The sequence below is a fragment of the Actinophytocola sediminis genome, from assembly GCF_054779715.1.
In genome coordinates this window covers 26,761-38,999 of sequence record NZ_BAAGXS010000096.1, presented here as the reverse complement: position 1 = coordinate 38,999, position 12,239 = coordinate 26,761, and the positions used below count along the sequence as shown (strand labels likewise).

Below are 12,239 nucleotides of genomic sequence, written 5' to 3'. Positions count from 1 at the left end.
GGGCCGCCCGGCCCGGCCGCGCCGCCCGGCCCGGCACGCGGCCAACGTGCGCCCGGAATCGGCCACCGCGCCACCACCGCGCCGCCGGCCCGTCCCTGTTGAGGGGGTGCGGCATCTGACTCGCACCCGTTCTGAGATCGGCCGGGCGAACCGGGCACGGGGGATCGCCACCGAACGCGACCTCGCCCGGTACCTGCGGTTCACCGGTTGGCCCGCCGCCGAACGTAAACCGGACCCCGGATGGTCCACAGTAGACCGATCCAGCCCGGACACCGGGGACATCCGCAACACCCCGGGACTGTGCTGGCAGGTCAAATCAACCCCCGAACTGACCGGGGAGAAGCTGGCCACCGCGATGCGGCAGGCAGCCGATCAGGCGGTCGCGGGCGCCGCCGACTACGGCATCGTCGTACACCGCCGCGCAGGCAAGGCCAGCCCCGGCCTGTGGTGGGCGTACCTGTCGCTGGGGGACCTGGCCGCGCTGCTGACCGGACAGGACGGGCTGCTGATCGCCGACCCCGTGCGGGACGCGCCGGTTCGGTTGGCGCTCACGCATCTGGTCCAGTTGCTGCGCCGCGCTGGCTACGGAACCCGGGCGGCGGCATGAACGCCCGTCGGGACCGATCCACCATGTCGCTCGCTGAGCGGATCTACATCGCGGTGTGCCTGCTCGTCGCGGTCGCCCTGGTCGTGTTCCTGATGGTGGGGCCGTCGTGACCGACCGCACCACCGATCGAGTGTGCGTGACCGGCTGCGGCAGGCCCACCGCGGACATGCTGTGCTCGGGCTGCCTGGCCGAACTGGTCGGCGCGCTGCGCGACCTGCCGGACCTGTTGGCCGAACTGGACATCACACTCAGCCGCCAGGACACCCGCACGACGCGCGGACCCGGGCACAGCGCCGAGACGCCGTTGCCATATCGGCCCGAAGCCGGCGCGCTGGCCAGTTCGGCCACGGCCACGATCACCACCTGGGCGCGCGTCGTGCACGAGCAGAACCCCCACCTGCGCCCGCCCGCCGGCAGCACGGCGGACGCGGTGGCCTGGCTGATCGGGTGGCCGAGTCTGCTCGCGCTGCACCCGGCCGCCGACGAGTTGCACGGCGACATCACCGGCCTGGCCGCCCAGATCCGCTACCGCGTCGACCGCCCGCCCGATCGCGTCTACAGCGGACCCTGCGGGGCACCGACCGACACCGGCCCGTGCCCCGGCCACCTGTACGCGCGGGTCGGGCACGGCACGGTTGTCTGCACGGTATGTGGTGCGGGGCATGACGTGGCCGAGCGGCGCGCCTGGATGATCGAGAGCGCGCTGGACATGCTCGTCACCGCACCGGTCGCGCTCGGCTGGGCGCGGCTGCTCCTGGACCACGAGGTGCCGCCGGGCACCTGGCGGTCCTGGCTGTCCCGGCGACGCATCCTCGCGCGCGGCACCGACCGACTCGGCCGGCCCGTCTACCGGTTCGGCGACGTGGTGGAGCTGCTCGCCGACCACCTTCGACATCGGCGGCCGGCCTGACTCGACGGCCTGACTTGACGCGGCTCGACCAGCGTGCAACAGTCGAAGACGCAGTCTGGTGCGGTGTCACCAGATCACGAGAGCCCGATCTCGGTAGAAGCGAGATCGGGCTCTCGTGTTAAGCGGGTACGACTAGACCGGTCGTATGGCTGCGACCAGTCCGGTGATCAGCCGACGAGCGTCGCTGCTGATCGACACGGTGTCAGCTCCCTTCGCCCCGGCGAACACGACGGTGCCGGCCCATGTCGGCACCACCCCGGGGTGTGGCTGCGAGCCGAGCAGGACCGCGACCGCTGAGGCGAACAGATTCATCTGGGGCCGTTCCTCCAACAGACCCTCGTCATCGATCCACATGTCGAGGTCACCAGGAAACTGGACCACATCAACCCCGCGACAGCCGATGGCCTCCCGCAGCACCGTCAACACATGGCCCTGACGTGCTGTCATGTCGAACATGTCGCCGTCCGGCGTGAGCGCGAGCATCGCGACCTCGTCCTTGTTCGCGGCCATCACGCATCACCCTCGATGTGATCGCTGGCGAAGCCGCACTGGCCGTGCTCGTCGAGCAGCTGGCCGCACGACCCGGTGCCCGTACCCCTGCGCGCGTGCACCTCGCAGCGCGGGCGGAAGTAGGCGCAGACGTAGAGATATCCGTGACTGGCCAGGGTGTTGCCCTTGATCACGACAGTGGAATCGTCGTACAGCACGAACTCGTGGTCACGGTCAACCCGCATCACGTGGTTGCGGAGCAACAGGCTCGCGCTGTCGCACCAGACCGCGCGAACGTAGTTGATCAGGTGGTCGGCGAGTTCGGCGCTGTGGGGACCGACCAGGTCTTCGCGGTCCCACAACACATCGACGTAACCGTTCTGTTCGACGATCGCGCGGCACCCCCACGCCGTGTCAACGCTGACGGGAACGCCCCGCTTGTATCCGATATCGAGCATGATTGTGTTCACCTCCAAGGGAACTGGGTTGCGACGGACGTCGCTTCGGTGAGGATGTAGGCGGGCAGCTCGGTGACACCCTCGTTCAACGCCCGGTAGATCCGGTGCCACCCGTCAATGGCCATGCCGCCGATGTTCTCGTCGCCGAGGATGATCGGCGCGATCATGATTGGCTTGCTGAGATCGGTGGTCGCCGCGTACTCAGGGCTCACGAGCACCTCGATCAGCTTCGTGTAGCCAGGCGCCGGCGCCTCCAACGAGAGGAACTGGCCGAACGGTTTGACCGGCACGTCGTCGACGAGACGGGCGGCATCCGGGTCTGCCTCGATCAGCTCCTCGACATGGTTGATGCACCACCGGAAGATCGCGAACTGGAAGACCTGGCACCCGGCGCAGTGCTCGTGCATCGGGCTCACCTCTCCCCGCCCTCGATGACGTGATGAGCTCGCACGAACAGGTAGCCGGTGGCCACCTGCGTGTTCCGCGTGATGGCCACCAAGCGGTAAACCTCTACATCAGACTGCAAGGTCTGAAGCAGCGTCGCGACCAGGCGGGTCGCCTCGTCCAGGTCGGCCGGGATCGGACGTCCCGATCCCAAGCACACAAAGACTTCCTCGTCGCGCGCTACGCGCTTCGACTTCCCAGGGTCCACGTGTTTCTCCTTTGTGTACGAGCACCGCCGTTAAATTCGGTGCTACACCTAGAAAATCGCACCCCCCCGCGCCACCGTTACCAGGAGAAACAGAAAAAACCGTTGTGCCCCAAGGGAATAGACTTTCGTGCTTTGTGGCGAACTTCCGCGCGGCCCCCGGCGCGCGGTTGAATGCGCGCGGCGCGGCTCCCCACTCCCCGGGTAGAGCCGCGCCGCGCGTCCCACCGGTCGCCAATGGACTGTCGAAGGGTCGCGTTGCCGTGCCGCACAAGCCGCCGCGTGCGTGCCGGTGCGGCCAACTGATCTCCGCCGGGCAGCGCTGCCAGCGCTGCTACCCGCCGTGGGCGACCAGGCCGACGACCTGGGCCGGAGGCAGTACCCGGCGGTGGCGTCGGCTGCGCGCGGCCAAGCTCACCGCCGATCCGTTGTGCCAGTGGCCGGAGTGCGTGCGGCTGGCCGACGAGGTGGACCACATCGTCCCGCTGAGCGAGGACGGGGATCGGTGGTCCTGGTCGAACCTGCAATCGCTGTGTACGCCGCACCACGCCGAGAAGACCCGCGCCGAGGCGCTGCGAGCACGACACCACCGAGGAGGTGCGCGGCGCGATGACGACTGACACCACCGCAACGACGGGACCAGCGGAAGCCGACACGGTCCTGGTGAAGGTGTCGGCAGTGCTCGCTCGGCAACGTTTCCACGGCTGCACGCCCGACTACATCCGCCAGGTATGCCACGGCGCCTGCTGCCGCTCCACCACATCCCCAACCGGCACCCTGATCACGATCCACCCGAGCGAGCAGGCGGCGGTCGAAGTGGCCGGCGGCACCGTCCGGGACAACCTACTCGTCTCGGCCAACAAGCGCTGTCCGTTCCAACAGGACGGCCTGTGCGGGCTGCACGGCGATGAGGCGAAACCCTTCGGCTGCATAGCAAGCCCGTTCACGCTCAACCGGGGCGGCACGCTCGTAGTGCGTAACCGATACCGGCGGCTGCGTTGCTACCGCGACGACCGCGACGGCCCAGCACCACCCGCCTACCGCGCGTTCCGCGCCTCTCTGAACCTGATCTTCGGGCCGGCCGTCGCCCAGCAACTTGTTGACCACCTCGACGCCGGCGGCGGCGACATCCGGCTGCCCGCCCGCGCCGACGCCTACCGGAAGCTGATCGACAATGACCAGATCAAGCACGCCATGACCAGCGCTCCCCAGGCCAGCCCACGGGAACCAACCGGTTCGACGAGCGCGGTCGTGCACGACCTGACCACCACCCGCGAACCCGTCGCCAGCCTGCGCACCTACCACCGCAACCCCCGCCAGGGCGACGTGACCGCCATCCGGCAATCGCTCATGGCCAACGGCCAATACCGACCGCTGGTAGCCAACCGAGGCACCCACACCGGCCGCGAGCGCGAGGTCCTCGCCGGCAACCACACCCTGAAAGCAGCGCGCGATGCCGGCTGGGGCGAGGTCGCCGTGTCCTGGGTGGACGTCGACGACGACCAGGCCGCGCGGATCGTAGCCGCCGACAACCGCACTGCGGATCTCGGCGGCTACGACGAACGGCTGCTCGCTGAGCTGCTCGGCGAGCTGCCCGATCTGACCGGTACCGGCTACACCGAGGACGACCTGGACCGGCTCGTCCGCGACCTGTCCAGCGACAACGGCGGCGAGGACACCACGACGGCCGACGACGAGCCTCGGCCGACGCTGGCCGACAGGTTCCTCGTCCCGCCGTTCTCCGTGCTGGACGCCCGATTGGGCTGGTGGCAGGACCGTAAACGAGCGTGGCTGTCCTCGGGCCTGTCCGGCATCGAGTCCCACACCGGCCGCGACGCACACCTGATCTACCGCAGCAACTCCGCCTCGCCGAACTACTACGAACAGAAGACCGCCACCGAACGCCGCCTCGGCCGGATGCTCACCAACGCCGAGTTCGAGGCCGACCACTTCCAACCCCGCAACGAAGCCGTGACCGCCGGAACCTCGGTGTTCGACCCGGTCCTCGCGGAGATCATCTACCGCTGGTTCTGCCCACCCGGCGGCCAGGTCCTCGACCCCTGGGCCGGCGGCTCGGTTCGCGGCCTGGTCGCCGCTGTCCTCGGCCTGCGCTACACCGGCATCGAGCTACGCGCCGAGCAGATCACCGCCAACGAAACCCAGGTGCCCCCCGTCCTCGGCGCAGAGCCGGCGATCCGGCCGCGCTGGCTAGAGGGCGATTGCCTCGACCTGCTCCCCACCATGGACACCGACAGCGTGGACCTGATCTTCGGGTGCCCGCCCTACTTCGATCTCGAGCGCTACAGCGACGACCCGCGTGACCTGTCGACCATGACCACGGAACAGTTCAGCAATTCTTACCGGCGCATGATCGCGCTCGCCGCCGAGCGACTACGACCCGACCGCTACGCCGTTTTGGTTGTCGGCTCCGCCCGCGACCGACGCAGCGGCATGTTGCGGGACCTGCGCGGACTGACCGTCGAGGCCGCCCACGCCGCCGGACTCGGCCTGCACAACGAAGCCGTCCTCGTCACCATGATCGGTTCACTGCCACACCGCGCCGCCCGGATCTTCACCGGAACCCGCGTGCTGGGTCGCTCCCACCAAGACGTGCTCGTGTTCGTCAAGGGCGACCGCAAGCGCGCCACCGAGGCAGCCGGCGAGGTCGACATAACCAATGCCGTTGCAGCGCTAGGGGCCGATGCCGATCAATGAGCCGTGAAACGTGACCTTCACAGTGAGCGGTGTTCTGACGACGCGGACAGATTCAACGCTGCGGCGTGAGCCGATGCAGACTAGTCGACCAATGAGTTGGGCATCCTCGCGAGAACATCATCGACTTCGTTGAGGATGTTCTCATTGTTCTCTAGCAGGTTTGCGTCGCGGATATTCGGGGACATCAAGATAGGAATATGCCGCATGATTTCAATCATGCGCTTTATTTCTCTCCGCCTGATTCTGGCCGACCTGCGCAACGATAGACCTTGACGGGTGGCCAACTCGAGCTGCTGGAACACCCACTCGAACCGCTCCATCCGACCCAGTTTCGGGTCGTATAGCTCGCCGAACAACTCCTCGCGTCGTGGATGCTGTTTCGGGTAGAGCAGCACTATCAAACGCAGCATCAGGCCGGGCAGCAGTCCGAATGCTGCGCCAACAGCAATCAGTGAGCACGGCAATATCCACCAGGAATCGCCGCCGATTAGCAGATCGCTCACGCTCACGACGGCGCCCACCCCAGGTTGAGGTTTCGGAACCGTTCCTCGGTGCGCGCGTACGCCAGCAGAGCGCCGAGCTCACGTTTGCCCAGATCGGTCAGCTCGTAGTATCTGCGGCGCACATGCTTCCGGCGTGCGTTTTCCAGTTCCTCCCAGCCGTCGGTCAACCAGCCGTCGGCGAGCATCCGGTCAAGGACCGGATACAGGACGCCGGAGCGCACACCGGTCGCCTTCATGAGCCGGTAGCCCCAGTATTTTCCGTCCTGGTCCTGCATCATCGCGATGGCGACCTCGACCAGAGGCCTCGTTCTCCGCATGCCCGTAGTCTACATATGCATGGTTGGAGTTGCCTGGCTGAGGTGCGTGGTCGGGTTCCTCGGTCGTTGACGTGGGACAATGGTGAGCGCGGCACAGCTTGGTACCAACAAGCTGTGCCGCGCCCGGTTCAGATGCTGATCAGAACCTCGCTGTCGTCACGCGTTTCGGCGTCAGTCGACGTTCCTGATGGCCGCTTGGAGTGCGGTCAGCTCGTCGCGGGTGACGTACAGCGGCGCGAGGCCGACACCGTATTTGCCCGCGTGCGGTCCGGTCGTGCAGTGCCAGGTGTGCATGATGCGGAGGTATCGGGTGACGTTGATCGGGACGTCGATCGTGTCGTAGTTCATCTGCTCGGCGACGAAGGACGCCGCGTAGCCCCGGACCTCCCGCTCGTGAACGAAGGTCCACTCGCTGTCCTCGGCGTCGGCCGGGCGGTAGTAGAGCAGCATGGTCGCCGTGTTGTTGAGCGCGACCGCCTTGTAGCGCCACGGGTTGTGCTGCCACTCCCAGGATCGGCCGCCCTCGACGGGTACGAATTTCATGGTCATGCCTTCTTCTCCTTCTCCTTCGGGGTGGGGCGGCGCAGCGCCTGCTGCTGCGCCGCCCCCGGTTCAGCGGGTTACTTCTTGTTCTGCCGCTTGGCGTCCCGGCAGGCGCGGCAGGTCTTGCCCCGACCCATCTCGCCCTCGCTGTTACGGGTGGTGGTCGGGAACTTGGTGATCGGCTTGGTCTCCTTGCAGGTCTCGCAGGCCCGGGTCTCGCCCGAGGCGGTGGCCTCCGCGCGGGTGGCCTTGGCCTTCGCGGCCCGCTCCGTGCTGGCCTTGATGGCCTCCACACCGGCCGGCTGCACCGGGGTCACGGGCGCGGCCGGGGCGGCCGTGGTGGCCGGCTTGCGGGTGCGCGACGCGGCCGGCTTGGCGGCGGCCTTCGCTGCGGTCTTGGTGGTGGCCTTGCGGGGGCTCTTCGGGGCGGTCATTTCGTTGTCCTCCTTGGGTTTTCGTTCTCCCCTTCGGGGCGTATAGCTCAAGCTTGGAGGAGGTCAGCCGATAGTTCGAGGGCTGTGGGCAAGGAGTTTCCTCCATCACATGCCCTTGCAACCTCCACAAAGGATCGAAGGCGATACCGAAGAAAGTCGAGATACAAGAATCACAAGCCCTTGAACCGTGCGCACGGCTGCGCTAAGCGGGAGGGGCTCAAGAATCACGGGATGCGGGCTACCGGCCAGGGCTATAGCCGCGCCGCGTGCGGCGTGCCAGGTTTTTCGAACTGAGTGAACCGGTCATCCGCAAGGGATCGATCATCGAACCGGTCAGTCTCTTCTATCTGTCTATCTATAGTGGACATTGAGGGGTGTGTGGTGGGCCGTCGAGGACCGGCGAAGAAGCCGCGAGCGCTGCGTCTGCTGCACGGGGACCGCGCCGACCGGATCAACGACTACGAACCGGTGCCCAGTGCTGAGCCGCTGCTGCCCCCGGAGGGGATCACGGCGGAGGTGCGGGCGGTGTGGGACTTCACCGTCCTGCACCTGGAGATCATGGGCACGGCGGCGGCGTCGGACCGGGACGCGTTGCACGCGTACTGCGAGGCTGTGGTGGCGCATGCGAAGGCGAGCGAGATCCTGGCCAAGTCCGCGGTGCTGATCAAGGGCATCCACGGCGCCCTCGTGCGCAACCCGGCGCTCCAGATCCAGCGTGACAGCGCGCGGTCCATGCTGCGGTTCGCGCAGGAGTTCGGGCTCACGCCCTCGGCGCGCACGGGCATCGAGGTAGGCGCCGAGCGTGGCGAGACAAGCCCGTTCTCGGGCATCGGCTGACCTGCTGCTGTCCGAGGAGGTCGCGTGGTATCTGGACGCGCGTGGCATCCCCCTGCCGGACTGCCCGCCCGCGATCCAGACCCCGGAGCCCGACGAGCTACCCGAGGCGCGGTTCGACCCCGCCCGCGTGGACCGGGTGCTGACGGCGTTCTCCCGGCTGCGGCACACCCAAGGGAAGTGGGCCGGGCGTCCGTTGCGGCCGGACCCGTGGCAGGTCGCCTACATCTTGGCCCCGGTGTTCGGGTGGGTGCGGCGCAACGACGACGGCGAGTGGGTGCGGGTGATCCGCCGCGCCTACATCGAAGTACCGCGCAAGAACGGCAAGACGACCACGGCCGGCGGCATCGCCACCTACCTGGTCGCGGGTGACGGCGAGCCTGGCGCGCAGGTCTATGCCGTGGCCTCCGGGCGGGACCAGGCCCGCTACTGCTTCGACCCGATCCGCGCCATCGCCCAACGCTCCCCGGCGCTGCGGCCGTACGTGAAAGTGCTCGCCTCGCGGATCGTCCACGAGCCCAGCGACAGTTACTTCGCTGTGGTGTCGCGGGTCGCGGATCTGTTGCACGGGGCGAACATCCACGGCGCGATCATCGACGAACTCCACGTCCACAAGACCCCGGACCTGGTCGAGGCGGTCGAGACCGGCACCGGGTCGCGCACCCAGCCGCTGATCGTCATCATCACCACCGCCGACGACGGCCGCCGCACCACGATCTACGCCCGGCGTCGCGAGTACGTCGAGCAGCTCGCCCGCCGGGCGCTGGCCGACCCCACGGTGTACGGGGTGGTGTGGGCGGCCGACGCCGACGATGACCCGTTCGCCGAGGCGACCTGGCGCAAGGCCAACCCGGGGTTCGGGGTCTCCCCGTCGCGGGAGTACCTGGCCCAAGCCGCACACGAGGCCAAGTCCTCCCCGGCGGATCTGGCGAAGTTCCTTCGCCTGCACCTGGGGCGGCGGACCAAGCAGGAAACCCGGTTCATCGACATGCCGGCGTGGGACGCCAACGCCTCCCTCGTCGACGAGCGGCAGCTGGCCGGTCGGCGCGCCTTCGGCGGCCTGGACCTCGCGTCCACCTCGGACCTGACCGCGCTGGCGTGGGTGTTCCCCGCCGCCGACAGCACAGGCGCCCCGGACGGCACGTTCGACGTGCTGTGGCGGTTGTGGACACCGGAGGACAACGTGCCCGCGTTGGACCGACGCACCGCCGGCCTCGCCTCCACGTGGGTCCGGCAGGGCCACCTGATCACCACACCCGGCAACGTCGCCGACTACGGATTCATCCGCGCCCAGATCAGCCGCGACCTCGACGCGTTCGCGGTGGCCGAGATCGGCTACGACCCGTGGAACGCCACCCAACTGGTCAACGACCTCGTCTCGGACGGGGCACCGATGGTCACCGTGCGGCAGGGCTACGGCACCCTCTCCGCGCCCACCAAGGAACTCCAACGCCTGGTGCTCGAAGGCACCGCGGAACGTCCGGTGCTACGGCACGGCGGTAACCCGGCGGTGCGCTGGCAGGTCGACAACCTCGCCGTGACGATGGACGCGGCCGGCAACGTCAAGCCCGACAAGGCCAACTCCGGCGACAAGATCGACGCCGTGGCCGCCGTGGTCATCGCCCTGTCCCGCGCCATCGCCGACATCGGCCCCGGCCGCAGCAAGTACGAGGACGACGACCTCCTGATCATGGGCGGCAGCAGTGATGGGGGTGTTGGTGGTGCGGTCTCGTGACCGGCTGATCCGGCAGGCGCTGCGCGAGCGGTTCGTGATCACCCTCCACTCCGGCGAGGCAGTCGAGGGGCTGCTGTGGGCGGTCGACGACCACACCGTGATCCTGGCCGACGCGGCGTCGCTGTCCCCGCTCGGGCAGCGCACCCCGATCGACGGCTGGGTCTACCTCCCCCGTACCGGCGTCGCGTACCTGCAACGCCCCCAACCACCCCCGCCCACGCTCACCCCGAGGGGGAGGTGAACAGAGACCTGTTCCTGTCCAACGGCGCCGCGCTCCCGGCCCGCGTGAGCGGCCTTGCCGACATCTCCCCGATGTTCCCGCGCGGCCAGTACTACCCGACCACCGGCCTCGCGCTGCTCAACCGTTTCGCCGGCTACGCCGAGCTGTACCGCCGGCAGGTATGGGTCCACGTCCTGGTCCGCAAACTCGCCTACGGCACCGCCCGATTGCCTTTCGAGGTCCGGGAGCGCACCGGCAGCGGCAGCGAGCTGGTCGACGACACCCACCCCCTCGCGCGGCTGCTCTCCCGCCCGAACGAGCAACTCGACATGTTCCGGCTGTGGCTGTGGACCGCCGCCACCAAGGAGGTCTACGGCGAGGCGTTCTGGCTGATCCTGCGCGACCACCGAGGCCAACCGGCCGAGCTCCAACCCATGCACCCCGCGAACGTGATCGTCGAGCGCGCCGCGACCGGGGAACTCGTCTACTACTACGCGGCCGGCGTGCGGGACGTGACCCTGCTACCCCCGATCCCGGCCGCCGACGTGGTGCCCTTCATCGAGTACAACCCCGAAACTCTCGCACGTGGCCTGTCCACCCTGGAGCCGTTGCGCGACACCCTCTACAACGAGGACGCCGCCCGCCGCGCCACCGCCGCCTGGTGGCGGCGCGGTGCCCGCCCCTCCATCGCCCTCACCCACCCCGGCAGCCTCTCCGAGCCGGCGCAGCAACGCCTCCGCGCGACCTGGGACGCCCAGCACGCCGGCGCGGACCTCATGGGCGGGACCGCGATCCTCGAAGAGGGCATGAAACCCGAAGTCCTCCAGCTCTCCGCCGAAGAGATGCAGTACATCGAGTCCCGCAAACTCAACCGCGAAGAGGTCTGCGCCGCCTACGACACCCCGCCCCCGGTCGTGCACATCCTCGACCACGCCACCTACAGCAACATCACCGAACAGATGCGCTCGATGTACCGCGACACCATGGCACCCCGACTCGGCGGATACGAGGCCACCGTGACCCACCACCTCGTCCGCCACTTCGACGACACCGGCCACACCATCGTCCGGTTCAACCTCGACGAAGTCCTACGCGGCGACTTCGAAACCCGCGCCACCTCCGCCCGCGACCTCATCAACTTCGGCGTCATGAAACCCGCCGAAGCCCGACCCATGTTCGGGCTCAACACCGCTGGACCCGAAGCCGACCAGCTCTACGCCAACGCCGCCCTCGTCCCCCTCGGCACCGCACCGGCCGCCGAACCCACCCCGGCCGACGACGAGCAGAACTCCACCGAGGATCCCGATGGGACTCGCTCCGACGATGCGGTGGGGTGACCATCAACCAGATCGGACCCGTTCAGCCTCGGGCGGGTCGTCCTTCGGCCCACCCCCGTCGATACTCCTGAGACCTCGTTTTCCGGGAGGGGACTCGCTGAGCGAGTCGGGCCGCCCGCGACGAACCTTGAAATACGACCACCGATCGTCCACCACAATGTCGGAGCGGCCAGTTCGGACCATCCATGTGAGGGCAAGTCGGTAGATCTTACTGGCCACGACGATAGCGAACACCCACGGGCCTTGCTCGATGATCGCGGAGACCCACGGCGACATCCCCACTCCTCTCCTTAAAGATCAAGAAGAGGAGGAGTAAGAAATATATGGCCACGACAGAAGCCTCTTGTCAAGAGGAAGTCGCTTCATGATTGGGATTCATAATGGTGAACGCCGTTATTATATCCTTAAGACATACCTTGCTGAAGCGCGCGAACAGGCGTGACCTCGAATTATAACGATCAGATATAACACCTTTGGATGAATGGCGC

At 67.8% G+C, this 12,239-nt stretch carries 16 protein-coding genes; 8 read left to right on the top strand and 8 right to left on the bottom strand.

Annotated elements, in window-relative coordinates; genetic code table 11:
- Both ACYVIP_RS41455 and ACYVIP_RS41450 read left to right on the top strand, forming a co-directional pair.
- On the top strand, positions 1-607 hold a 607-nt coding region (locus ACYVIP_RS41455), incomplete at its 5' end, for a hypothetical protein (protein WP_460406577.1).
- Between the two features lie 106 nt (positions 608-713).
- Positions 714-1,517 carry a hypothetical protein gene (locus ACYVIP_RS41450; RefSeq protein WP_460406576.1) on the top strand — a complete coding sequence of 268 codons (804 nt, stop codon included), beginning with the start codon at positions 714-716 and terminating at the stop codon, positions 1,515-1,517.
- 132 nt (positions 1,518-1,649) lie between these two features.
- Here ACYVIP_RS41450 and ACYVIP_RS41445 read toward each other — a convergent pair whose 3' ends face one another.
- Genes ACYVIP_RS41445 through ACYVIP_RS41430 form a run of 4 tightly spaced genes read right to left on the bottom strand, consistent with a single transcriptional unit; the run spans position 1,650 to position 3,116 of the window.
- Positions 1,650-2,027 carry a DUF3846 domain-containing protein gene (locus tag ACYVIP_RS41445; protein WP_460406579.1) on the bottom strand — a complete coding sequence of 126 codons (378 nt, stop codon included), beginning with the start codon at positions 2,025-2,027 and terminating at the stop codon, positions 1,650-1,652.
- Positions 2,027-2,464 carry a hypothetical protein gene (locus ACYVIP_RS41440; protein ID WP_460406575.1) on the bottom strand — a complete coding sequence of 146 codons (438 nt, stop codon included), beginning with the start codon at positions 2,462-2,464 and terminating at the stop codon, positions 2,027-2,029. Before ACYVIP_RS41440 ends, ACYVIP_RS41445 begins: the two co-directional genes overlap by 1 nt.
- Before the next feature lie 8 nt (positions 2,465-2,472).
- Positions 2,473-2,871: a hypothetical protein gene (locus tag ACYVIP_RS41435; RefSeq protein WP_460406574.1), complete on the bottom strand. Its 399-nt coding sequence runs from the start codon at positions 2,869-2,871 to the stop codon at positions 2,473-2,475.
- A gap of 5 nt (positions 2,872-2,876) precedes the next feature.
- Positions 2,877-3,116 carry a hypothetical protein gene (locus tag ACYVIP_RS41430; protein ID WP_460406573.1) on the bottom strand — a complete coding sequence of 80 codons (240 nt, stop codon included), beginning with the start codon at positions 3,114-3,116 and terminating at the stop codon, positions 2,877-2,879.
- A gap of 260 nt (positions 3,117-3,376) precedes the next feature.
- Here ACYVIP_RS41430 and ACYVIP_RS41425 point away from each other — a divergent pair, with 260 nt between their 5' ends.
- Entirely contained in the window at positions 3,377-3,733 is a 357-nt protein-coding gene (locus tag ACYVIP_RS41425) for an HNH endonuclease signature motif containing protein (protein ID WP_460406572.1), read from the top strand.
- The gene (locus tag ACYVIP_RS41420) at positions 3,723-5,828 is read left to right on the top strand and encodes a hypothetical protein (RefSeq protein ID WP_460406571.1); all 2,106 of its coding nucleotides are present in this window, start codon (positions 3,723-3,725) and stop codon (positions 5,826-5,828) included. Before ACYVIP_RS41425 ends, ACYVIP_RS41420 begins: the two co-directional genes overlap by 11 nt.
- Positions 5,829-5,908: 80 nt before the next feature.
- On the opposite strand, the gene ACYVIP_RS41415 is transcribed toward ACYVIP_RS41420, so the two are convergent.
- From ACYVIP_RS41415 to ACYVIP_RS41400, 4 genes are all read right to left on the bottom strand, one after another.
- Positions 5,909-6,337 (bottom strand): hypothetical protein, encoded by a 429-nt coding sequence (locus ACYVIP_RS41415; protein ID WP_460406570.1) that lies wholly within the window; start codon positions 6,335-6,337, stop codon positions 5,909-5,911.
- A complete protein-coding gene (locus ACYVIP_RS41410) occupies positions 6,334-6,648 on the bottom strand; it encodes a PadR family transcriptional regulator (RefSeq protein WP_460406569.1) in 315 nt (104 codons plus the stop codon). The genes ACYVIP_RS41415 and ACYVIP_RS41410 overlap by 4 nt, the downstream gene beginning before the upstream one ends.
- A gap of 171 nt (positions 6,649-6,819) precedes the next feature.
- Positions 6,820-7,197: a hypothetical protein gene (locus ACYVIP_RS41405; RefSeq protein WP_460406568.1), complete on the bottom strand. Its 378-nt coding sequence runs from the start codon at positions 7,195-7,197 to the stop codon at positions 6,820-6,822.
- 71 nt (positions 7,198-7,268) lie between these two features.
- The gene (locus ACYVIP_RS41400) at positions 7,269-7,625 is read right to left on the bottom strand and encodes a hypothetical protein (RefSeq protein ID WP_460406567.1); all 357 of its coding nucleotides are present in this window, start codon (positions 7,623-7,625) and stop codon (positions 7,269-7,271) included.
- Between the two features lie 381 nt (positions 7,626-8,006).
- Between ACYVIP_RS41400 and ACYVIP_RS41395 the strand changes: the two genes are divergently transcribed.
- The 4 genes from ACYVIP_RS41395 to ACYVIP_RS41380 are packed head-to-tail and all read left to right on the top strand — an operon-like array spanning position 8,007 to position 11,751.
- Positions 8,007-8,462 carry a phage terminase small subunit P27 family gene (locus ACYVIP_RS41395; RefSeq protein ID WP_460406566.1) on the top strand — a complete coding sequence of 152 codons (456 nt, stop codon included), beginning with the start codon at positions 8,007-8,009 and terminating at the stop codon, positions 8,460-8,462.
- The gene (locus ACYVIP_RS41390) at positions 8,428-10,194 is read left to right on the top strand and encodes a terminase large subunit (protein WP_460406565.1); all 1,767 of its coding nucleotides are present in this window, start codon (positions 8,428-8,430) and stop codon (positions 10,192-10,194) included. The genes ACYVIP_RS41395 and ACYVIP_RS41390 overlap by 35 nt, the downstream gene beginning before the upstream one ends.
- Positions 10,181-10,435, top strand: coding sequence for a hypothetical protein (locus ACYVIP_RS41385; RefSeq protein WP_460406564.1), 255 nt, complete (start codon positions 10,181-10,183; stop codon positions 10,433-10,435). The genes ACYVIP_RS41390 and ACYVIP_RS41385 overlap by 14 nt, the downstream gene beginning before the upstream one ends.
- Positions 10,432-11,751: a phage portal protein gene (locus ACYVIP_RS41380; RefSeq protein WP_460406563.1), complete on the top strand. Its 1,320-nt coding sequence runs from the start codon at positions 10,432-10,434 to the stop codon at positions 11,749-11,751. The genes ACYVIP_RS41385 and ACYVIP_RS41380 overlap by 4 nt, the downstream gene beginning before the upstream one ends.
- Positions 11,752-12,239 lie beyond the last annotated feature (488 nt).

Excerpts from the sequence above, each read along its gene's own strand:
- ACYVIP_RS41445 (WP_460406579.1), bottom strand. The coding sequence starts at position 2,027 with ATGGCCGCGAACAAGGACGAGGTCGCGATGCTCGCGCTCACGCCGGAC.
- ACYVIP_RS41405 (WP_460406568.1), bottom strand. The coding sequence starts at position 7,197 with ATGACCATGAAATTCGTACCCGTCGAGGGCGGCCGATCCTGGGAGTGG.
- ACYVIP_RS41440 (WP_460406575.1), bottom strand. The coding sequence starts at position 2,464 with ATGCTCGATATCGGATACAAGCGGGGCGTTCCCGTCAGCGTTGACACG.
- ACYVIP_RS41400 (WP_460406567.1), bottom strand. The coding sequence starts at position 7,625 with ATGACCGCCCCGAAGAGCCCCCGCAAGGCCACCACCAAGACCGCAGCG.
- ACYVIP_RS41420 (WP_460406571.1), top strand. The coding sequence starts at position 3,723 with ATGACGACTGACACCACCGCAACGACGGGACCAGCGGAAGCCGACACG.
- ACYVIP_RS41410 (WP_460406569.1), bottom strand. The coding sequence starts at position 6,648 with ATGCGGAGAACGAGGCCTCTGGTCGAGGTCGCCATCGCGATGATGCAG.
- ACYVIP_RS41435 (WP_460406574.1), bottom strand. The coding sequence starts at position 2,871 with ATGCACGAGCACTGCGCCGGGTGCCAGGTCTTCCAGTTCGCGATCTTC.